This window comes from Allobosea sp. 05T422_2, from assembly GCF_056396265.1.
Genome location: NZ_JBFTLD010000114.1, coordinates 1 through 19,975 on the forward strand (window position 1 = coordinate 1; position 19,975 = coordinate 19,975).

General features: G+C 63.9%; 33 protein-coding genes. 2 read left to right on the forward strand and 31 right to left on the reverse strand.

Going from position 1 to position 19,975, the window contains the following annotated elements:
* Positions 1-273, forward strand: a 273-nt coding sequence (locus tag AC1DJT_RS19545) for a hypothetical protein (protein ID WP_476834696.1), incomplete at its 5' end; no start/stop codon positions are given.
* A gap of 99 nt (positions 274-372) precedes the next feature.
* Here AC1DJT_RS19545 and AC1DJT_RS19550 read toward each other — a convergent pair.
* Together AC1DJT_RS19550 and AC1DJT_RS19555 are read right to left on the reverse strand one after the other, a co-directional pair.
* A complete protein-coding gene (locus AC1DJT_RS19550; RefSeq protein ID WP_476833104.1) occupies positions 373-1,680 on the reverse strand; it encodes a replication-associated recombination protein A in 1,308 nt (435 codons plus the stop codon).
* Positions 1,677-3,110, reverse strand: coding sequence for a DegQ family serine endoprotease (locus AC1DJT_RS19555; protein ID WP_476834697.1), 1,434 nt, complete (start codon positions 3,108-3,110; stop codon positions 1,677-1,679). The genes AC1DJT_RS19550 and AC1DJT_RS19555 overlap by 4 nt, the downstream gene beginning before the upstream one ends.
* A gap of 155 nt (positions 3,111-3,265) precedes the next feature.
* On the opposite strand from AC1DJT_RS19555, the gene AC1DJT_RS19560 reads away from it, so the two are divergent.
* Positions 3,266-3,685 carry a BLUF domain-containing protein gene (locus AC1DJT_RS19560; RefSeq protein ID WP_441493282.1) on the forward strand — a complete coding sequence of 140 codons (420 nt, stop codon included), beginning with the start codon at positions 3,266-3,268 and terminating at the stop codon, positions 3,683-3,685.
* 9 nt (positions 3,686-3,694) lie between these two features.
* Here the strand turns inward: AC1DJT_RS19560 and AC1DJT_RS19565 are convergent, their stop codons facing one another.
* From AC1DJT_RS19565 to AC1DJT_RS19705, 29 genes are all read right to left on the reverse strand, one after another.
* Positions 3,695-4,666 (reverse strand): tripartite tricarboxylate transporter substrate-binding protein, encoded by a 972-nt coding sequence (locus AC1DJT_RS19565; RefSeq protein WP_441493283.1) that lies wholly within the window; start codon positions 4,664-4,666, stop codon positions 3,695-3,697.
* Positions 4,667-5,062: 396 nt separating this feature from the next.
* The gene (gene rplQ / locus AC1DJT_RS19570; protein ID WP_113517762.1) at positions 5,063-5,479 is read right to left on the reverse strand and encodes a 50S ribosomal protein L17; all 417 of its coding nucleotides are present in this window, start codon (positions 5,477-5,479) and stop codon (positions 5,063-5,065) included.
* Between the two features lie 112 nt (positions 5,480-5,591).
* Complete coding sequence (locus AC1DJT_RS19575; RefSeq protein ID WP_043237077.1) at positions 5,592-6,608, reverse strand: DNA-directed RNA polymerase subunit alpha; 1,017 nt, start codon at positions 6,606-6,608, stop codon at positions 5,592-5,594.
* 90 nt (positions 6,609-6,698) lie between these two features.
* A complete protein-coding gene (rpsK, locus tag AC1DJT_RS19580; RefSeq protein ID WP_043237079.1) occupies positions 6,699-7,088 on the reverse strand; it encodes a 30S ribosomal protein S11 in 390 nt (129 codons plus the stop codon).
* Between the two features lie 118 nt (positions 7,089-7,206).
* The gene (rpsM, locus tag AC1DJT_RS19585) at positions 7,207-7,575 is read right to left on the reverse strand and encodes a 30S ribosomal protein S13 (RefSeq protein WP_043237082.1); all 369 of its coding nucleotides are present in this window, start codon (positions 7,573-7,575) and stop codon (positions 7,207-7,209) included.
* A gap of 484 nt (positions 7,576-8,059) precedes the next feature.
* Positions 8,060-8,641, reverse strand: a complete 582-nt coding sequence (locus AC1DJT_RS19590) for an adenylate kinase (RefSeq protein ID WP_441508489.1) — start codon at positions 8,639-8,641, stop codon at positions 8,060-8,062.
* A complete protein-coding gene (secY, locus tag AC1DJT_RS19595; RefSeq protein WP_069880173.1) occupies positions 8,641-9,978 on the reverse strand; it encodes a preprotein translocase subunit SecY in 1,338 nt (445 codons plus the stop codon). Before secY ends, AC1DJT_RS19590 begins: the two co-directional genes overlap by 1 nt.
* 98 nt (positions 9,979-10,076) lie before the next feature.
* On the reverse strand, positions 10,077-10,556 hold the full coding sequence (rplO, locus tag AC1DJT_RS19600; protein WP_069880172.1) for a 50S ribosomal protein L15: 480 nt from the start codon (positions 10,554-10,556) through the stop codon (positions 10,077-10,079).
* Positions 10,557-10,569: 13 nt separating this feature from the next.
* A complete protein-coding gene (gene rpmD, locus AC1DJT_RS19605; RefSeq protein ID WP_069882649.1) occupies positions 10,570-10,764 on the reverse strand; it encodes a 50S ribosomal protein L30 in 195 nt (64 codons plus the stop codon).
* A 10-nt stretch (positions 10,765-10,774) separates the two neighbouring features.
* Positions 10,775-11,338: a 30S ribosomal protein S5 gene (gene rpsE / locus AC1DJT_RS19610; RefSeq protein WP_113517766.1), complete on the reverse strand. Its 564-nt coding sequence runs from the start codon at positions 11,336-11,338 to the stop codon at positions 10,775-10,777.
* Positions 11,339-11,406: 68 nt separating this feature from the next.
* Positions 11,407-11,769, reverse strand: coding sequence for a 50S ribosomal protein L18 (gene rplR / locus AC1DJT_RS19615; RefSeq protein WP_441493285.1), 363 nt, complete (start codon positions 11,767-11,769; stop codon positions 11,407-11,409).
* 11 nt (positions 11,770-11,780) lie between these two features.
* The gene (gene rplF, locus AC1DJT_RS19620) at positions 11,781-12,314 is read right to left on the reverse strand and encodes a 50S ribosomal protein L6 (protein WP_043237092.1); all 534 of its coding nucleotides are present in this window, start codon (positions 12,312-12,314) and stop codon (positions 11,781-11,783) included.
* Between the two features lie 30 nt (positions 12,315-12,344).
* Positions 12,345-12,743, reverse strand: a complete 399-nt coding sequence (gene rpsH, locus AC1DJT_RS19625) for a 30S ribosomal protein S8 (RefSeq protein ID WP_043237093.1) — start codon at positions 12,741-12,743, stop codon at positions 12,345-12,347.
* Positions 12,744-12,755: 12 nt separating this feature from the next.
* Positions 12,756-13,061, reverse strand: a complete 306-nt coding sequence (gene rpsN, locus AC1DJT_RS19630; RefSeq protein WP_043237095.1) for a 30S ribosomal protein S14 — start codon at positions 13,059-13,061, stop codon at positions 12,756-12,758.
* A gap of 36 nt (positions 13,062-13,097) precedes the next feature.
* A complete protein-coding gene (gene rplE / locus AC1DJT_RS19635; protein ID WP_043237096.1) occupies positions 13,098-13,664 on the reverse strand; it encodes a 50S ribosomal protein L5 in 567 nt (188 codons plus the stop codon).
* Positions 13,657-13,974: a 50S ribosomal protein L24 gene (gene rplX / locus AC1DJT_RS19640; protein WP_043237098.1), complete on the reverse strand. Its 318-nt coding sequence runs from the start codon at positions 13,972-13,974 to the stop codon at positions 13,657-13,659. The genes rplE and rplX overlap by 8 nt, the downstream gene beginning before the upstream one ends.
* Positions 13,974-14,342 carry a 50S ribosomal protein L14 gene (gene rplN, locus AC1DJT_RS19645; RefSeq protein ID WP_043237099.1) on the reverse strand — a complete coding sequence of 123 codons (369 nt, stop codon included), beginning with the start codon at positions 14,340-14,342 and terminating at the stop codon, positions 13,974-13,976. Before rplN ends, rplX begins: the two co-directional genes overlap by 1 nt.
* A gap of 109 nt (positions 14,343-14,451) precedes the next feature.
* Complete coding sequence (gene rpsQ, locus AC1DJT_RS19650; RefSeq protein WP_043237101.1) at positions 14,452-14,694, reverse strand: 30S ribosomal protein S17; 243 nt, start codon at positions 14,692-14,694, stop codon at positions 14,452-14,454.
* An 11-nt stretch (positions 14,695-14,705) separates the two neighbouring features.
* On the reverse strand, positions 14,706-14,918 hold the full coding sequence (gene rpmC / locus AC1DJT_RS19655; protein WP_043237102.1) for a 50S ribosomal protein L29: 213 nt from the start codon (positions 14,916-14,918) through the stop codon (positions 14,706-14,708).
* A gap of 10 nt (positions 14,919-14,928) precedes the next feature.
* Positions 14,929-15,342: a 50S ribosomal protein L16 gene (gene rplP, locus AC1DJT_RS19660; RefSeq protein ID WP_043237103.1), complete on the reverse strand. Its 414-nt coding sequence runs from the start codon at positions 15,340-15,342 to the stop codon at positions 14,929-14,931.
* A gap of 18 nt (positions 15,343-15,360) precedes the next feature.
* Entirely contained in the window at positions 15,361-16,071 is a 711-nt protein-coding gene (gene rpsC, locus AC1DJT_RS19665; protein ID WP_476834698.1) for a 30S ribosomal protein S3, read from the reverse strand.
* A 10-nt stretch (positions 16,072-16,081) separates the two neighbouring features.
* Positions 16,082-16,465 carry a 50S ribosomal protein L22 gene (gene rplV, locus AC1DJT_RS19670; RefSeq protein ID WP_476834699.1) on the reverse strand — a complete coding sequence of 128 codons (384 nt, stop codon included), beginning with the start codon at positions 16,463-16,465 and terminating at the stop codon, positions 16,082-16,084.
* Positions 16,466-16,468: 3 nt separating this feature from the next.
* Complete coding sequence (rpsS, locus tag AC1DJT_RS19675) at positions 16,469-16,747, reverse strand: 30S ribosomal protein S19 (protein ID WP_043237107.1); 279 nt, start codon at positions 16,745-16,747, stop codon at positions 16,469-16,471.
* 8 nt (positions 16,748-16,755) lie between these two features.
* Entirely contained in the window at positions 16,756-17,598 is an 843-nt protein-coding gene (gene rplB / locus AC1DJT_RS19680) for a 50S ribosomal protein L2 (RefSeq protein ID WP_069880166.1), read from the reverse strand.
* A gap of 15 nt (positions 17,599-17,613) precedes the next feature.
* A complete protein-coding gene (locus AC1DJT_RS19685) occupies positions 17,614-17,925 on the reverse strand; it encodes a 50S ribosomal protein L23 (protein WP_476834700.1) in 312 nt (103 codons plus the stop codon).
* On the reverse strand, positions 17,922-18,542 hold the full coding sequence (gene rplD, locus AC1DJT_RS19690) for a 50S ribosomal protein L4 (protein WP_069880165.1): 621 nt from the start codon (positions 18,540-18,542) through the stop codon (positions 17,922-17,924). The genes AC1DJT_RS19685 and rplD overlap by 4 nt, the downstream gene beginning before the upstream one ends.
* The gene (rplC, locus tag AC1DJT_RS19695) at positions 18,542-19,267 is read right to left on the reverse strand and encodes a 50S ribosomal protein L3 (RefSeq protein ID WP_113517770.1); all 726 of its coding nucleotides are present in this window, start codon (positions 19,265-19,267) and stop codon (positions 18,542-18,544) included. Before rplC ends, rplD begins: the two co-directional genes overlap by 1 nt.
* 67 nt (positions 19,268-19,334) lie before the next feature.
* Positions 19,335-19,643 carry a 30S ribosomal protein S10 gene (rpsJ, locus tag AC1DJT_RS19700; protein WP_476834701.1) on the reverse strand — a complete coding sequence of 103 codons (309 nt, stop codon included), beginning with the start codon at positions 19,641-19,643 and terminating at the stop codon, positions 19,335-19,337.
* A gap of 69 nt (positions 19,644-19,712) precedes the next feature.
* A partial coding sequence (locus AC1DJT_RS19705; RefSeq protein ID WP_476833100.1) for an EF-Tu C-terminal domain-related protein occupies positions 19,713-19,975 on the reverse strand: 263 nt, incomplete at its 5' end.

Consider the following 19,975-nt stretch of genomic DNA (forward strand, 5'->3'; position numbering starts at 1 on the left):
CTTGTGATGCGGCGGGAATGGACCGACGAGATCGCGACCAATTTTTACGTCAGCCGCTACCAGCTATCGGTTCCGCTGATCGACCAGGCCAAAGGCAAGATCAGCATCGACCGCGCCGCCGCCAATCTGGTCTGGACACCGATCGAGGGTCTCAAGGCCGGGATCGAAGCGTCGGTCGCGCAAGCCCGGATATCCCTGACTGGCCGGCAGGTCGCCGCAGGGCTGGCGGGGCGCCTAATCTCGACTCAAGTCTTCATAGAGCGCGCGTTCTGATGCATCGGCCCGAAAAATGAAGCGCGGTTCCCGGAAAGGCCGATGCCAACGCAGAAGGCCAGATGATCGGGCCCGATACCTGACCGATGGTCTGATCTTCTACCTGCTGCGCTCCGCCCTGAGCTTTTCCCAGTATTCCAGCCGCTTTCGGATCTCGCGCTCGAAGCCACGCTCGGGTGGATCGTAGAACAGCTGCCGGCCGAGCGCATCCGGCCAGTAGTTCTGGCCGGAGAAAGCATCGGGTGCGTCGTGGTCATAGGCGTAGTCAGCGCCGTAGCCCTCTTCCTTCATCAGCTTCGTCGGCGCGTTCAGAATGGTCTTGGGTGGCATCAGCGAGCCGCCCTCCTTGGCCGCGCGCCGCGCCGCCTTGTAGGCGATATAGGCCGCATTCGATTTGGGCGCCGTCGCCAGATAGATCACCGTGTTGGCGAGCGCGAGCTCGCCCTCGGGGGATCCCAGTTGTTCATAGGTCTCGGCCGCGGCGCGGGCATGGACGAGCGCCTGCGGGTCGGCGAGCCCGATATCTTCGACCGCCATGCGCACCAGCCGCCGCGCCAGGAAACGCGGATCCTCACCGGCATCGAGCATGCGGGCGAAGTAATAGAGAGCCGCATCCGGATCAGAGCCGCGGATCGTCTTATGCAGTGCCGAGATCAGGTTGTAGTGGCCGTCCTGCGCCTTGTCGTAGATCGGTGCGCGACGCTGGATCACCTCGGCGAGACCGGCCTCGTCGAAGATCTCGTCCGGCTTGGCGGCACGCCAGATTTCCTCGGCCAGCGTCAGTGCCGCCCTCCCGTCGCCATCGGCAAAGCGGGCAACCGCCAGCCGCGCCTCCGGCGTCAACGGCAATTCCTTGTTCTCCAGCACCTCGGCCCGGCCGAGCAGAAAGAGCAGCGCGTTCTCGTCGAGGGATTGGAATGTGAGCACCCGCGCCCGCGACAGAAGTGCGGCGTTGAGCGCGAAGGACGGATTCTCGGTTGTGGCACCGACCAGCGTGATCGTGCCGTCCTCCATGACTGGCAGGAACGCATCGAGCTGAGTGCGGTTGAAGCGATGGATCTCGTCGACGAAGAGCAGCGTGCCCTTGCCTCCCAGCCGTCGCCCGCGCGCTGCCTCGAACACCTTCTTGAGGTCCGCGATCCCGGAGAAGATCGCGCTGATCTGCTCGAACCCGAGATCGACCGCACCGGCGAGCAGGCGCGCGACCGTCGTCTTCCCGGTGCCCGGCGGCCCCCAGAAGATCAGGCTGCCAATAGAGCCCGAGGCCAGCAGTCGCGTGAGCGCGCCATCCGGCCCCGTCAGGTGCTCCTGCCCGGTGACCTCGGCCAGCGTCGTCGGCCGCAAACGGTCGGCAAGCGGGCGCGGCCCCGCCTTGTCGAGGCCGGAAGCGGAAAAGAGGTCGCTCACCCCGGGAAGACCGATGTCACGGTCTGTCCGGCACGCGAGATCGTCACCTCCCAGGCGCGCTTGCGCTGACGCAGGGCCGCCTCGACATCTCGCGAGCGCTCCATGCGCTCTCCGTTCAGGGCCAGGATGATGTCGCCCTTCTGGAAACCGACGCGAGCCGCAAGGCTGCCTTCCTCGATGGCACTGACCACGACGCCTTCGGTTCCGGCATCGATCGAAAGCTCCTCGGCAACCGCCGGCGACAGGTTGAGCACCGTCAGCCCCGAAAGCGGCGTGCGGCCCGAAAGCGTCACGGTTTCGCGCGGCCGCGTCTCGGGCGCCGGAACGAGCTTCACCGGAACCACCAGGCGCTTGCCGCCGCGCAGGACGGTCAGAGAGGTCGTACCCCCGATCGGGCGGGTCGCGAAACGATAGCCGAAGGCCTCGGGATCATCGACGGCGACTCCGTCAAGCGCGAGGATGACGTCCGAACGCTTGAGCCCGCCCTCGGCGGCCGGCCCCTTCTCGACCACGCTGGCAACGACCGAGCCGGCCGGGCGGTCGAGCCCAAGCCCGTCGGCGACATCGGCCGTCAGTGCCTGCAGCCTGGCGCCGAACCACGGCCGGCGCACCGAAGCAGCACCCGACTTCGCGCTTTCGACGACGACGCGAACCATCGACGAGGGAATCGCAAAACCGATGCCGTGGCTGCCGCCAGAGCGCGAGAAGATCGCGGTGTTGATGCCGATCAGTCGGCCTTCCATGTCGACCAGCGCGCCGCCGGAGTTGCCGGGATTGATCGCCGCATCGGTCTGGATGAACGACTGCGCATCGGCGACACCGACCTGCGTACGAGCCAGCGCCGAAACGATGCCCTGCGTCACGGTCTGCCCGACGCCGAAGGGATTGCCGATCGCCAGCACGATATCGCCGACCTGGAGCTGGTCGGAATCGGCAAGGTCGAGCGCGCTCAGATCCTTGGCGCCGTTCAGCTTCAGCACGGCAAGATCGGTGCGTGGATCGCGCAGGACAATCGTGGCTTCCACCTCGCGCTTGTCCGCAAAGGCGACCTTGACCTCGCTCATGCCCTCGATGACGTGGTTATTGGTCACCACGAGCCCGCTCGCATCGACGATCACGCCTGACCCAAGCGATCGTTGCACGCGTTCGCGCGGGACACCGAACCCGTCATCGCCAAAGAAGCGGCGAAAGAACGGATCGTCCATGAAAGGGTTCTGAGCCCGACGCTCGACACGGGCGCCATAGACATTCACGACCGACCCGGCCGTCTTCTGCACGATCGGCGCAAAGGAAAGCTGAACCTGCTGACGGGTTTCCGGAACCTGCCGCGCCTGCGCAAGCAATGGCAGCGGCGCAAGGCTCGCAAAGAGCATCAAGGCGGCCGGCAAGGCAGTTCTTCCGAAACGGACCGGCATGATCCCGCGCTTCATTCCTGTCTCCACGCTGAAACAAAACACCGCTGGCGGCGTTCCAAGTCTTCCAATACGAACCATTCCCGGGAAATCTCTTCGCCCGCGACGCCACTGGCGCCATCCGGATCATCGACCGGGTCAGTCGAGCAAAGATCCGCGAAGGAGCTGGTCCCTTGAGTCTGATACGTCTTGTTTATGCCAGCCGGAGTCGCCTCGTCGAGGCCAATCGCAGTGAGGAGGTTGGCAGGATGATCGCCAGCGCCCAGCGGCTGAACGTACAGAACGAGGTGACGGGATTTCTCCTGGTGACGCCCGGGGCCTTCGCGCAGGTGCTCGAAGGCGAGGCGCATAATGTCGCGGAGACATATGGCCGGATCGTGGTCGATCCACGCCATACCGGGATCCGCCTGCTGGCCGAAGAGCAGATTGCGGCCCGGAGCTTCCAGAACTGGTCGATGGGCCTCGCCGAACATGACGAGACCACGCACTTCATCTTCGGTCTCTACGGTGTCACGCCAGAGGCCGATCTCCAGGTCCAGCCTGCCGACGTGCTGCTGGATCTCGCTGGCGAGCTTGCCCGCCAGCGAGCATAGGGCCAAGCCTCACTTGTCCTGAAGCAGGATCTTGTACTTTTCGATCTCGCCCGGAACCATCGCGCCGACATGGGCAGGCGTGAGTTCGTTCTCGGCTGGCAGCACGGACGAAAGCTCCTTGAATCGAGCTTGCAGGTTCGGACTCGCAAGCGCGGTCCGCAAAGCCTGATTCAGCTTGGTGACGATCGGTTCAGGCAGGCTTTTTGGGCCGAAGAGCGCATTCCAGCCCTGGGCCTCGAAAGCCGGCAGCCCGGCCTCCCTGGAGGTTGGCACATCCGGAAGGCTGTCGAGCCGGCTCGGTGTCGCGACCACGAGCGCCTTGACCTTGGCTCCCTGCACCGCGCCCGAGAGCGAGGTTGCAGCATCGCAGACGCCGTCGATCTGCCCGCCCATCAGGTCGTTCAAAGCCGGTCCTGCGCCCCGATAACTGACGAGCGCAACCTCGACACCAGCCGCCTTGATGAAGTTCCGGCAGATCAGATAATTCGACGAGCCGACACCAGCATGCCCGAGACTGACCTTGCCGGGGTTCTTCTTGGCATAGTCGACGAACTCCATCAGGTTCTTGGCCGGAAAATCGAGCTTGAGCGCGATCATCGGCGATGTCTTGGCGACGAGGCCGATCGGCGCGAAATCGGCCTGGGTGTATTTCAGATCCGGATAGATCGAATAGGACGCAGCATTGGTTCCGCTATTGCCGATGACGATAGTGTAGCCATCGGGATCGGCCTTGGCGGCGCGCGTCAGGGCCGTCGCGCCCCCCGCCCCTGCCATGTTCTCCATGACGATGCGCTGGCCGAGCACCCGCCCCATCTCGTCGCCGACCAGCCGTGCGATCACGTCGGAGGAGCCCCCGGCTGCGAATGGCACGATCATGGTGATCGGCTTGTTGGGATAGCCGTCCTGCGCCAGGGCGGGAGCCGCCAGCGCCAACATCGCCGTCAGCGCCAGCCGCCGCGTGGTCAATAGTCTTGAAATCATCAGTCTCTCCCTCCGGGGCCGCCTCTTGCGGGCGGTTTTCGCTGGAAAGCTTGACCATTGCGCTTTGTGGCGCACAAGCGGCGTTTCGAGCAATAATCTTCGGCATCAGTTGCCGATCCAGCGCCTACTGACGCGAAACGCGATGCCCCGCCTGTCACCGCGAACGCAGCTCTGGGCCTCCCGCGCTTGATGGCCGTCCGCTCCGGGCCGGTCGATGTCATCCGCGCCCCGCGCGAGCCTTCATTTCCACCACCAATGGCGGTCGAGAACCCCGTCGGACTGTGTCCATACGTCATCGCAGAGGCCGACATCCGGGTCGCGCGCCTCCCCGGCCCCTTCGCAAAAGAAAAGGCGGCCTTGCGGCCGCCTTTCAAATCTCCGGGGAAGCAGCCTTGCTCAGGCGGCTTCGTCGTCAGCCGTGAAGACCGGGCCGGAATCCTTGCCCTTGGCATCGACATCGCGATCGACGAACTCGATCACGGCGAGCGGGGCGTTGTCGCCGAAGCGGAAGCCGGCCTTCATGATGCGCAGATAGCCGCCATTGCGCTCCTTGTAGCGCGGGCCGAGGACCGCGAAGAGCTTGCCGACGAGTGCGACATCCTTGATCTGGGCGATCGCCTGACGGCGGGCGTGCAGGTCGCCGCGCTTGGCGAGGGTCACCAGCTTCTCGACKACCGGACGCAGGTCCTTGGCCTTCGGCAGCGTGGTGGTGATCTGCTCATGCTTGATCAGGGCCTGGGACATGTTGGCGAACATCGCCTTGCGATGCTCAACCGAGCGGTTGAAACGACGACCGCGGAAACCGTGACGCATTTGGCTCTCCTGTGATTACGGCCGCCGTGCCACGGTACGGCCGTTCATTATGCTCCGGCGCTCACGCACCGTGCGGGAAACAGGCGCGGAGGCAAGCTCCGCGCCGGCGGGATCAGTAATGCTCTTCGAAGCGCTTCGCCAGCTCTTCGATGTTCTCCGGCGGCCAGCCGGTCACGTCCATGCCGAGATGGAGGCCCATGGTCGCGAGCACTTCCTTGATCTCGTTCAGCGACTTGCGGCCGAAGTTCGGGGTACGAAGCATCTCGCCCTCCGACTTCTGGATCAGGTCGCCGATATAGACGATGTTGTCGTTCTTCAGGCAGTTCGCCGAACGCACCGAAAGCTCGAGCTCGTCGACCTTCTTGAGCAGCGCCGGGTTGAAGGGCAGCTGCGGCGCGGTCGAGACGGCCTCTTCCTTGCGCGGCTCCTCGAAGGTGATGAAGACGGCAAGCTGGTCCTGCAGGATGCGGGCGGCGAGCGCCAGCGCGTCCTCGGGAGTGACCGAGCCGTTGGTCTCGATCTGAAGGGTCAGCATGTCGCGGTCGAGATTCTGGCCCTCACGGGTGTTCTCGACGCGATAGGAGACCTTCTTGACCGGCGAGTAGAGGCTGTCGACCGGGATCAGGCCGATCGGTGCATCCTCGGGACGGTTCTGCTCGGACGGGACATAGCCCTTGCCGGTATTGACCGTGAACTCCATGCGGATCTCGGCACCCTCGTCCAGCGTGCAGAGCACGAGCTCGGGGTTCAGGATCGACACGTCGCCGACGGTGTTGATGTCACCGGCGGTGACGGTGCCCGGGCCGGACTTGCGCAGGGTCATGCGCTTGGGGCCCTCGCCCTGCATCTTGACGGCGATCGCCTTGATGTTGAGKACGATGTCGGTGACGTCCTCGCGAACGCCGGGAATCGACGAGAACTCATGCAGCACGCCGTCGATCTGGACGGCGGTGACCGCAGCGCCCTGAAGCGAGGAGAGCAGCACGCGCCGCAGCGCGTTGCCGAGCGTCATGCCGAAGCCGCGCTCGAGCGGACGAGCGATCACGGTAGCATGGCGCTTGGGGTCGTCTCCGACCTTGATTTCGAGCTTGTTCGGCTTGGACAAATCCTGCCAGTTCTTGCTGATCACGACCGCACTCCTGGTGCTTCATCTCTCGGCGGCGACGGGCCGCCCCGTACCGGCGCTCGCCAGTGCGAGCGCCGCAATCCAATCCGGGCGTCAGACGCGACGGCGCTTGCGCGGCCGGCAGCCATTGTGYGGGATCGGCGTCACGTCGCGGATCGAGGTCACGGTGAAGCCGGCGGCCTGGAGGGCGCGCAGAGCCGATTCACGACCCGAACCTGGGCCCGTKACCTCGACYTCGAGGGTGCGCATGCCGTGCTCGGCAGCCTTGCGGGCCGCATCCTCGGCCGCGACCTGGGCGGCATAGGGGGTCGACTTGCGCGAACCCTTGAAGCCCATGGTGCCGGCGGACGACCACGAGATCGTGTTGCCCTGGGCGTCGGTGATGGTGATCATGGTGTTGTTGAACGAGGCGTTCACATGCGCGACGCCAGAAACGATGTTCTTGCGTTCACGACGACGAACGCGCTGGGCTTCCTTGGCCATAGTCTCTTTCTTTCATCCTTCGAGCGCGCCCGTCATGCCAGGCGCTGGGGATGTCGCCTGCCCTTGAGCGGGTCAGGCGACGCATAGACAGCGGGCCGGATGACCGGCCCGCCGAAACTCACTTCTTCTTGCCGGCGATCGGCTTGGCCTTGCCCTTGCGGGTGCGCGCATTGGTATGCGTGCGCTGGCCACGGACCGGCAGCGAGCGACGATGACGCAGACCGCGATAGCAGCCGAGATCCATCAGGCGCTTGATGTTCATCGAGACTTCACGACGCAGGTCGCCCTCGACCAGATAGTCGCGGTCGATCGTCTCACGGATCTGAAGCACCTCGGCGTCGGTCAGCTGGTTGACGCGACGCTCGTCGGCGATGCCGACCTTCTGGCAGATTTCCTTGGCCTTCTGGGCACCGATGCCGTGGATATACTGCAAGCCGATGACGACGCGCTTGCCGGTCGGAATGTTAACGCCCGCGATACGAGCCATGGTCTCTTCTCCATTGTCGGCCGAGGCGCCCGATGGCTGCCCGGCAGTGAAAACCTACCCGCGTCCGGTGGAGGCCGGCCCCTGCGAGCGTTGAATCGGCTCCATGCGAGAACGCGACGTCGCCCCTCCTCGCGAAGGTAACGGCATCGCCACATGCAACCGGATGAGGGTCGTTAGTCGGTCGAAGCTCTTGAGTCAACCCGCCGAACTCAAGAATCATGCCAGCTTCCTCGAAGCTGCTCTTACTCGGCCGGCAGGCGGCGTTACGGCTCAGCCCAGCTCGAGCGGACTGCGCCCCGCCCGACTGAAATCGATTTTGCACCTGCCGCAAGCGCGTTCCGGGCTTCGTTGATCGGGGCGGCATACGCCCTCTTCCAAACAGAAATCCCCGGCGCGACGAGAACCGTCTCCGCCGGGGCTGATATCGCTGACGACAGCAAGGTCAGAAGCACGAGCCCGATGCCGAACCCGTGCCCGCGCATTGCTAAGCGCCGAGTGCCTTGCAGATCGCGCCCGTCACCTCGTCGATCGGCTTCATGCCGTCGATCGCAGTGAGCTGGCCACGCTTCGCATAATAGGGCGAAACCACCGCGGTATCGCGGTTATACGCTTCGAGCCGGGTCTTGAAGACCACCGGATCGTCATCCTTGCGCACCGGTTGCCCGGCCGCCTTCGCCTCTTCGGCACGACGGATGATCCGGTCGACGAGCTTGTCCTGATCGACCGTGAGCTCAAGGACCGCGTCGAGCTTCAGCCCCTTCTGCGCCAGCATGGCGTCGAGCGCCTCGGCCTGGGCCAACGTGCGCGGAAAGCCGTCGAGGATGAAGCCCCGCTTCGCGTCCGGCTCCTCGATGCGATCGGCAACGATCCCGATGACGATATCGTCCGAGACCAGTCCGCCGGCATCCATCACCGCCTTGGCCTTGAGCCCCACCGGCGTCCCGGCCGCAACCGCGGCCCGGAGCATGTCGCCGGTCGAGAGCTGCGGAATGCCATGCTTCTCGACGATACGGGTTGCCTGAGTACCCTTGCCCGCCCCCGGCGGCCCCAGGAAGATCAATCGCATCAGCGCCTCGCCCCTCGCAACTTCGCCTTCTTGACCAGCCCCTCATACTGGTGGGCCAGCAGATGCCCGTGAACCTGCGCCACGGTATCCATGGTTGTCGTCACCACGATGAGCAGCGAGGTGCCGCCCAGGAGGATGATCGGAATCTGGGCATACGTGATCATGAACTCGGGGATAAGGCAGACAATAGTCAGATAGCCTGCGCCGAGAACGGTGATCCGGGTCAGCACGCGGTCGATATGCTCGGCGGTGCGCTCGCCCGGGCGGATGCCCGGCATGAAGCCGCCATGCTTCTTCAGATTGTCCGCCGTCTCGACCGGATTGAACACGATGGCGGTGTAGAAGAAGCAGAAAAAGATGATCAGCGCGGCGTAGAGGATCATGAACAGCGGCCGGCCATGCGCCAGATAGGTCGCCACCGTTGACAGCATGCCGGTGCCGCCCGAGGCCTGCGAGAAGCTGGCGATCGTCGTCGGCAGCAGCAGCAGCGAGGAGGCGAAGATCGGCGGGATGACGCCCGACGTGTTGAGCTTCAGCGGCAGGAACGAGGTCTGGCCCTCATACATGCGGTTGCCGACCTGGCGCTTGGGATAGTTGATCAGCAGGCGGCGCTGGGCCCGCTCCATGAACACGCAGAAGGCGATGACGCAGATGGCCATGACCAGGATCAGCAGCAGCAGGCCGGTCGAAATCGCGCCCTGACGGCCAAGCTCGAGGGTCTGGGCGAGCTGCGACGGGAACTCCGCGATGATGCCCGAGAAGATGATCATCGAGGTGCCGTTGCCGATGCCGCGGCTGGTGATCTGTTCACCGAGCCAGAGCAGGAACATCGTACCGCCGACCAGCGTGATCGTCGTCGAGAGCAGGAAGAACGGGCCGGGCTCGAGCACCAGATTGCCGGACCCCTGCAGGCCGACACCGATGCCGTAGGCCTGGAACACCGCCAGCACGAGGGTCAAGTAGCGGGTGTACTGGTTCAGGACCTTGCGGCCCTGCTCGCCTTCCTTCTTCAGCGCCTCGAAGGTCGGCACCACGCTCGACAGGAGCTGGATGATGATCGAGGCCGAGATATAGGGCATGATCGCGAGCGCAAAGATCGCCAGTCGCCCGACGGCACCGCCCGAAAACATGTTGAACAGGCCGAGCACGCCGGTCTGCGACTGTTTGAACAGGTCGGCAACGGCGTCGGGGTTCATGCCGGGCAGCGGGATATAGGTACCGAGCCGGTAGACGATGAGCGCCCCCAGCGTGAACCAGATCCGCTTCTTGAGCTCGTCCGCCTTCGCGAGCGCGCCGAAATTCAGGTTTGCCGCAAGCTGTTCAGCCGCCGATGCCATGCGTCCGGTCCTTGATCGGAATAAACGTCAAACAGTCGAACGGCGGCCTAGGCTTCTGGCCTGGCCGCCGTTCGCAATCGCTCATGTAAGCGTCGCTGTCACGCCTGTGAAGCAGCAGCCGCCAGGATCTTGACCGAGCCGCCAGCCTTTTCGATGGCCTCGACCGCCGACTTCGACGCGCCTGCCACTTCGAAGGCAAGCTTCGTCTTCAGTTCACCGACGCCGAGGATCTTGACGCCGTCGGGGGCCGCCTTCGAGATCACGCCGGCCGCAACCAGCGCCTCGATGGTGACGACGCCCTTGCCGTCGAGCTTGCCGGCCTCGACCGCCTGCTGGATCCGACCGAGATTGACCTCGTTCAGTTCCTTGGCGAAGAGGTTGTGGAAGCCGCGCTTCGGCAGGCGACGATAAAGCGGCATCTGACCGCCTTCGAAGCCCTTGACCGCCACGCCGGCACGGGCCTTCTGACCCTTGACGCCGCGTCCACCAGTCTTGCCCTTGCCGGAGCCGATACCACGGCCGACACGGATGCGGGACTTGTGGGCGCCTTCGTTGTCACGAATGTCTGTGAGTTTCATCGGACAATCCCCCTCACTTCGCGTCGACGACGCGGACGAGGTGCTTGACCTTCTCGATCATGCCACGGACGGAAGCGGTGTCCTGCAGGGTCGATTGGCGGCGGATCTTGTTCAGGCCGAGACCGATCAGGGTCTGGCGCTGCGAGGCCTCACGGCGGATCGGGCTACCGATCTGCTCGACGACCACGGTCTTTTCAGCTTTTGCCATGGTGCAGCCCTCACGCTTCGGCCGCGGCGTCGGTGCCGGCGTCGCGACGACGCGACTGCAGGGCCGAAACCTTCAGGCTGCGGCGCGCGGCGACGCCACGCGGGCTGTCCTCGTTCTTGAGCGCCGAGAAGGTGGCGCGCACGAGGTTGTAGGGGTTCGACGAACCGAGCGACTTCGACACGACATCCTGCATGCCAACCGCCTCGAAGACGGCGCGCATCGGACCACCGGCGATGATGCCGGTACCGGCCGGAGCTGCACGCAGCACGACGCGACCGGCGCCGTGGCGGCCCTGGACGTCGTGATGGAGCGTGCGGCCTTCGCGCAGCGGAATGCGGACCAGCCCGCGCTTGGCGGCTTCAGTCGCCTTGCGGATGGCTTCCGGCACTTCGCGAGCCTTGCCATGGCCGAAGCCGACGCGGCCCTTCTGGTCACCGACGACGACGAGGGCAGCAAAGCCGAAACGACGGCCGCCCTTCACCACCTTGGCGACGCGATTGATGTGGACCAGACGATCCACGAATTCCGAATCGCGCTCTTCGCGATCCTGACGGTCACGAGGTTCTCTCGCCATGTCATCCTCTTACTTGCGCGGACGCTGCCTGATGCAGCGCCGCTCGCTCGAGCATCCCGGATGGGATGTCAGAAGTTCAGTCCGGCCTCGCGGGCCGCATCGGCAAGCGCCTTGACGCGACCATGATACATGTAGGAGCCGCGATCGAAGACCACGTCCTTCACGCCGGCCTTGACCGCACGCTCGGCAACCAACTTGCCGATCGTGGCCGCAGCCTCGACATTCGCGCCCGACTTGATGTCGCCGCGGATGTCCTTGTCCAGGCTCGAGGCCGACGCGAGGGTGATGCCCTTCGCGTCGTCGATGACCTGGGCATAGATCTGCTTGCCGGTGCGATGCACCGACAGGCGAGCGCGGCCATTGGCGACCGCCTTGATGGCGCGACGGACACGGGCCCGGCGGCGCGCAGTGTTTTCTGTCTGCTTGCTCATGGCTCGCGTCCTTACTTCTTCTTCCCTTCCTTGCGGAAGATGAATTCGCCGGCGTACTTGACGCCCTTGCCCTTGTAGGGCTCGGGACCGCGATAGTCGCGGATTTCAGCGGCGGTCTGGCCGACCACCTGCTTGTCGATGCCGGTGATGACGATTTCAGTCGGCTTCGGCGTGACGATCGCGACCCCGGCCGGGATCGCATAGTCGATGTCGTGGCTGTAGCCGAGCGACAGCTTGAGCACCTTGCCGGTGACGGCGGCCTTGTAGCCGACGCCGTTGATCTCAAGCTTCTTCTCGAAGCCGTTGGTGACGCCCGTCACCAGATTGGCGACGCGAGCCCGGGACGTGCCCCAGAGCGAGCGCGCACGCTTGCTCTGCGAGCGCGGCTGAACGGCGATGGCGCCGTTCTCGAGCGCAACCGAGACATCATCGGGCACGGAGAAGGAGAGTTCCCCCTTCGAGCCCTTGATGCTCACGAGCTGGCCGGACACGTTGGCGGTTACGCCAGCGGGAACCGGAACAGGCTTTTTACCGATACGAGACATTGGATTTCTCCTGATGAGCGGCGCAGAAGGTCAGAAGACCTTGCAAAGCACTTCGCCGCCCACGTTCTGCTCGCGGGCAAGATGATCGGGCATCACGCCCTTCGGCGTGGAGACGATGGTCACGCCGAGGCCGTCGGCCACGCGCGGCATCGTGTCCACCGAAGAGTAGACGCGGCGGCCGGGCTTCGAGACCCGAGAGATGGCACGGATGACCGGCTGTCCCTCATGGTACTTCAGCTCGATGTCGAACTCGGTCCGGCCATTGCCGAACTCGGTCGTGGAATAGCCGCGGATGTAACCCTCGGCCTGAAGCACGTCGAGCACGCGGGCACGCAGCTTCGAGCCCGGGGTGGTCACGCGCGACTTGCGCCGCATCTGCGCATTGCGGATGCGGGTCAGCATATCGCCAAGCGGATCAATGATCGCCATGATGCGTCCTCCTCACCAGCTCGACTTGACGAGGCCGGGAACCAGCCCCTTGTTGCCGAGCTCGCGCAGAGCAACGCGCGACATCTTCAGCTTGCGATACACGGCGCGCGGACGGCCGGTCACTTCGCAGCGGTTGCGCACCCGGTTTGCAGCCGAGTTGCGCGGCAGTTCAGCCAGCTTGAGGCGAGCAAGGAAGCGCTCGTCCATGGACTGGCTCTCGTCATTCGCGATCGCGAGAAGACGCGCCCGCTTGCCCGCGTACTTCTTCACGAGCTGCCTGCGGTGTTCGTTCTTCTCGACGGAGCTTTTCTTAGCCATCGATCTCTCCTGGTTTCCGCGTATGAGCGGTAAGGCTCACTGCCGGAACGGGAAGTTGAAGTGCTTGAGCAGAGCGCGCGCTTCGTCGTCCGACTTCGCAGTCGTGCAGACGATCACGTCCATGCCCCAGACCTGGTCGACCTTGTCGTAGTTGATCTCAGGGAACACGATGTGCTCCTTGATGCCGAGCGCGAAATTGCCGCGCCCGTCGAACGACTTCGGGTTGAGACCACGGAAGTCGCGCACGCGCGGCAAGGCGATGGTGACGAGCCGGTCGACGAACTCGAACATCTTGGTCTTGCGCAGCGTGACCTTGCAGCCAACCGCCATGTTCTCGCGCAGCTTGAAGCCGGCGATGGCGAGGCGGGACTTGGTGATGACCGGCCTCTGACCGGCGATCATGGCGAGGTCGCCAGCTGCACTGTCGACCTTTTTACGGTCGGCAGTCGCTTCGCCCACGCCCATGTTGATGACGACCTTCTCGATCGTCGGGACTTCCATCACGTTCTTGTAGCCGAACTCGGCGATCATCGCCGGACGAACGACGTCCTCGTAATGCTTCTTCATGCGCGGCGTGAGAGCCGCCTGCTGATTCTCAGCCATCGATCAGATCTCCCGAACGCTTGGCGAAACGCACCTTGCGGCCGTCATCGAGCACCTTGAAACCGACGCGGGTCGGCTTGCCGTCCTTGGGATCGGCGACGGCCAGGTTCGACAGATCGATCGTGGCCTCCTTGCTGATGATGCCACCCTCGGACTGTGCCGAGGCCTTGGTGTGCTTCTTCACGAGGTTGACGCCACGCACCACGGCGCGGGCATCCTTCGGCAGCACCTGGAGCACTTCGCCGGCCTTGCCCTTGTCACGGCCGGCCAACACGACGACCTTGTCGCCCTTCTTGATCTTCGCAGCCATTACAGCACCTCTGGCGCAAGCGAGATGATCTTCATGTGGTTCTTGGCGCGAAGTTCGCGCGGAACCGGTCCGAAGATACGGGTGCCCACCGGCTCCTTCTGGTTGTTGATCAGCACGGCCGCATTGCGGTCGAAACGAATCACCGAACCATCGGCGCGCTTCACGTCCTTAGCGGTCCGAACGACGACCGCCTTCATGACGTCGCCCTTCTTCACGCGGCCGCGGGGAATGGCTTCCTTGATCGAAACGACGATAATATCACCGACACCGGCGTATTTCCGCTTCGACCCGCCGAGAACCTTGATGCACATCACACGACGGGCGCCGGAGTTATCCGCGACCTCGAGATTCGTCTGCACCTGGATCATGGCCTTGATCCTTCCAAACTGTATCAGCGCGGTTTCCGGGCGCGGCGTCAGCGCCGACCCGGACTACGACTGACGGGGGTCGATCGCCCCCTGGCCTCAATAAAGTGACTTACGCCTTAGGAGCGTTGTCGAGCACAACCCAGCTTTTCAGCTTGGAAATGGGCTTGGATTCCTCAATCCAGACCGAATCCCCAACCTTGAACGTCTGCGCCTCATCGTGGGCGTGATAGTTCTTGGTCCGGCGAACAGTCTTCTTGAGGAGCGGGTGCGTATAACGCCGCTCGACCTTCACCACAACAGTTTTGTTCTGCTTGTCGCTAACGACGACGCCCTGCAGCACGCGCTTCGGCATTGTCCTACTCCTCAGGCGCTCGCCGCAACGGTCTTCGACCGCTGCAGCGTCTTGATGCGAGCGATATCCTTGCGCACCTCAGTCACCCGAGCGGTATTCTCGAGCTGGCCGGTAGCGCGTTGGAAACGCAGGTTAAACTGCTCCTTCTTCAGCTTCAGGAGTTCGTCCTGGAGCTGGTCGACACTCATCACCTTGAGATCGGACAGGCGTTGCGTAGCTTTCATGTCGCCCTCCTTACTCGGCGATGCGCTGGATGAAGCGGGTCTTGATCGGCAGCTTGGCGGCGCCGAGACGAAGCGCCTCGCGCGCCGTCTCCTCTTCCACCCCGTCGATCTCGAACATGATTCGCCCAGGCTTGACCTTGGCTGCCCAGAATTCAGGCGCGCCCTTGCCCTTGCCCATGCGGACTTCGGTCGGCTTCTTCGAAACTGGCACGTCCGGGAAGATCCGGATCCAGACGCGGCCAGCACGCTTCATGGCGCGAGTGATCGCACGACGGGCAGCTTCGATCTGACGGGCCGTGACGCGCTCAGGCATCAGGGCCTTCAGACCGAACTGGCCGAAATTGAGGTCCGTGCCGCCCTTGGCAACGCCTGAGATGCGTCCCTTGAACTGCTTGCGGAACTTGGTTCGCTTTGGTTGCAACATGGCTCTTCTCGATCAGCCTTACGCAGCCTGCTCGCGACGATCGCGACCGCCGGAGCGACCACCTTCGTCAGAGAGACGCTTGTCCTGGGCCATCGGGTCGTGTTCGAGGATCTCGCCCTTGAAGATCCAGACCTTGATGCCGCACGTGCCGTAGGTGGTGAAGGCGGTGCCGACACCGTAATCCACATCGGCGCGCAGCGTGTGCAGCGGCACGCGGCCTTCGCGGTACCATTCCAGGCGCGCGATTTCCGCGCCGCCGAGACGGCCCGAGCAGTTGATGCGGATGCCCTCGGCGCCCAGACGCATGGCCGACTGAACGGCCCGCTTCATGGCGCGACGGAACGCGACGCGACGCTCGAGCTGCTGAGCGATGGAGTCGGCCACCAGGGTGGCGTCGATCTCGGGCTTGCGGACCTCGACGATGTTGATCGTCACATCGGCCTTGGTCAGCTTCGAGACTTCCTTGCGCAGCTTCTCGATATCGGCGCCCTTCTTGCCGATCACCACGCCCGGACGAGCCGAGTGGATGGTGACGCGGCACTTCTTGTGCGGGCGCTCGATGATGATCTTGGAGACCGCCGCCTGCTTCAGCAGCTTCATCAGCGCGGCGCGGATCTTCATGTCTTCGTGCAGCAGCTGACCGTACTCACCCTTCTGCGCGAACCAGCGCGAGTCCCAGGTGCGGTTGATGYCGAGGCGAAGGCCGATCGGATTGATTTTCTGACCCATCGTTCTCTCCTCAGGCCTTGGCCGCCTGGACTTCGCGCACCACGATCGTGATGTTCGCGAAGGGCTTCATGATCCGGGCTCCACGGCCGCGGGCGCGGGCATGGAAGCGCTTCATGACCAGGGCCTTGCCGACGAAAGCCTGCGCAACGACGAGATCGTCKACGTCGAGATCATGATTGTTCTCGGCGTTGGCGATGGCGCTCTGCAGACACTTGCGAACGTCGAGCGAGATCCGCTTACGCKAGAACTCGAGATCGGCGAGCGCGGTCGAGACCTTCTTGCCACGGATGAGCTGAGCGACGAGGTTCAGCTTCTGCGGGCTGACGCGAAGGTTGCGGGCAACCGCAACGGCTTCGTTCTCCGGCAGCGCACGGGGGGCGGATGGCTTACCCATGGCTTACTTCCTCTTCGCCTTCTTGTCGGCAGCGTGGCCGTGGAAGGTGCGCGTCGGCGAGAACTCGCCGAACTTGTGGCCCACCATTTCCTCGGACACGTTCACCGGCACATGCTTGTGACCGTTGTAGACGCCGAACGTCAGACCGACGAACTGCGGAAGGATCGTGGAGCGGCGGCTCCAGATCTTGATCACCTCGGCCCGGCTCGCCGAACGGGCGACCTCGGCCTTTTTCAGAAGGTATCCGTCGACAAACGGACCTTTCCAAATCGAACGCGCCATGACGGACCTCAGTTCTTCTTCTTGCGGGCGTGACGGCTCGACACGATGAACGTATCGGTCCGCTTATTCGAGCGGGTCTTCTTGCCCTTGGTCGGCAGTCCCCACGGCGTGACCGGGTGACGACCGCCCGAGGTACGACCCTCACCACCACCATGCGGGTGGTCGACCGGGTTCATCGAGACGCCGCGGTTATGCGGACGACGGCCGAGCCAGCGCGAGCGACCGGCCTTGCCCATGTTGGTGTTCATGTGGTCGGGGTTCGAAACCGCGCCCACCGTAGCATAGCACAGGCCGCTGATCAGGCGCTGTTCGCCCGAGTTCAGGCGGACGATGACATAGCCCTGGTCGCGACCGACGATCTGGGCGTAGTTGCCTGCAGACCGCGCCAGCGCCCCACCCTTGCCGATCTTGAGCTCGACATTGTGGACGATGGTGCCGATCGGCATCGCGCCCATCGGCGAAGCATTGCCGGGCTTGATGTCGACCTGGTCGCCGGAGATCACGCTGTCGCCGACCGCCAGGCGCTGMGGCGCCAGGATGTAGGCCTGCTCGCCATCAGCGTACTTGAGCAGCGCGATGAAGGCGGTGCGGTTCGGATCATACTCGATCCGCTCCACGGTCGCCGCCACGCCCGGCTTGCCGCGACGCTTGAAGTCGACGATCCGGTAGCTCTGCTTATGTCCACCGCCACGGAAACGAACCGTGATGCGGCCGAGATTGTTGCGCCCACCCTTCGAGGACTTACCCTCGGTGAGAGCCTTGACCGGCTTGCCCTTGTAGAGCTCGCTGCGGTCGACGATCACGAGCTGGCGAAGGCTCGGCGTGATCGGCTTGAAACTTTTCAAAGCCATGATGACGATCCTTCCTCAGAGGCCCGTGGTCACGTCGATCGAGTGACCTTCTTCGAGGGTCACTACGGCCTTCTTGACGTCCGAACGCTGTCCGAGCCGGCCCCGGAAGMCCTTGACCTTGCCTTCGGTGACGAGCGTGTTGACGCTCTTCACCTTGACATCGAACAACTTCTCGATAGCCGCCTTGATCTGCGGCTTGGTCGCGGTCTTCGCGACCTTGAAGACGACTTTGTTATGCTCGGAGAGCATGGTCGCCTTTTCGGTGATCACCGGGCCACGAATGACATCGTAGTGGCGCGGATCCAGGTTCTTTGCAGACTGGCTCATTTGAAGCGCGCCTCCAGCGCATCGACAGCCGAGCGCGTCAGCACAAGCTTATCGCGACGCAGGATGTCGTAGACGTTGATGCCCTGAACCGGCAGGACGTCGACGTTCGGGATCGAACGCGCGGCCAGGCCGAAGTTCACATCGATCTCGGCGCCGCCGATCACCAGCGCGCTGGACAGATCCAGCTTGCCGAAGTGACCGAGCAGGACCTTGGTCTTCGGCTCGGCGAGCGTGACGTCGTCGATGATGATSAGGCCGGCRTCCTTSGCCTTGGCCGAGAGCGCATGGCGCAGAGCCAGGGCACGGACCTTCTTCGGCAGATCATGCGCATGATCACGCACGATCGGACCGAAGGCCTTGCCGCCGCCGCGGAACTGCGGAGCCGAAGCTGCACCGTGACGAGCGCCACCGGTGCCCTTCTGCTTGTAGATCTTCTTGCGGGTGCGATCGACTTCCGAACGCCCCTTGGACTTGTGGGTCCCGGCGCGACGCTTGGCGAGCTGGTAGCGCACCATGCGGGCGAGAAGATCGGCGCGCGGCTCAAGACCGAAGATCGAGTCCGAAAGCTCGACCGAGCCGGCATTGCCGCCCTCGAGAGTGGTGATATCGAGCTTCATCACGCGTTCTCCTCAACTGCTTCAGCCGCAGGAGCCTGCGTGGTTTCGCCAGCAACCTTGAACTTGCCAGGAAGCGGCGCATCCTTCGGCAGGGCGCGCTTGACGGCGTCGCGGACGTGGATCCAGCCGCCGGCAACGCCGGGAACGGCGCCCTCGACCAGGATCAGGCCGCGCTCGGCGTCCGTCTGGACGACGCGCAGGTTCTGCGTGGTCACGCGCTCGGCACCGAGATGGCCCGGCATCTTCTTGTTCTTGAAGGTCTTGCCGGGGTCCTGACGACCACCGGTCGAACCGATCGAACGATGCGAGACCGAGACACCGTGCGTGGCCCGCAGACCGCCGAAGTTCCAGCGCTTCATACCGCCGGCAAAACCCTTACCGGTGGTGGTGCCGCTGACATCGACGAACTGGCCGACGACGAAGTGATCGGCAGTCAGCTCGGCGCCGACGGGGATCAACGCATCGTTGCTGACGCGGAACTCCACGACCTGGCGCTTGGGCTCGACCTTGGCCACGGCAAAATGACCGCGCTCAGCCTTCGAGACGTTCTTGACCTTGGCCAAGCCCGACCCGAGCTGAACGGCGACATAGCCGTTCTTCTCGATCGTGCGATGCGCGACAACCTGACAGCTGTCGAGCTTCAGCACGGTGACTGGGATGTGTTCACCGGCATCCGTGAAGATGCGGGTCATCCCGACTTTCTGTGCAATCACACCGGAACGCATCGGTGCATACCTTCTCTTGGGGTCATGTCCATCCGGGGTATCCGGAAACAGAGGACCCGACGATGGATCAGAGCTTGATTTCGACGTCGACGCCGGCGGCGAGATCGAGCTTCATGAGGGCGTCGACCGTCTGGGGGGTCGGATCGACGATGTCCAGGACCYGCTTGTKGGTCCGCATTTCGAACTGCTCGCGCGACTTCTTGTCGATGTGGGGCGAGCGGTTGACCGTGAACTTCTCGATAAGCGTCGGCAGCGGGATGGGCCCGCGAACCTGGGCGCCTGTCCGCTTCGCGGTCGACACGATCTCGCGCGTGGAGGCGTCGAGGATGCGGTGGTCGAACGCCTTGAGGCGGATCCGGATGTTCTGACCGTTCATGGTCTTGTTCTCTCCGTGACGTGAAAAGGCAAAGGCCCTTGGAAGGGCCTTCGCCCTCACGAAAACGCGTTACGCGATGATGCTGGCGACGACGCCGGCGCCGACGGTCCTGCCGCCTTCGCGGATGGCGAAGCGCAGCTTCTCCTCCATCGCGATCGGCACGATCAGGTGCACTTCCATGGTGATGTTGTCGCCAGGCATCACCATCTCGGTGCCCTCAGGCAGGTGCACCACGCCGGTCACGTCCGTCGTGCGGAAGTAGAACTGCGGGCGGTAGTTGGTGAAGAACGGCGTATGGCGGCCGCCCTCTTCCTTCGTCAGGATGTAGGCCT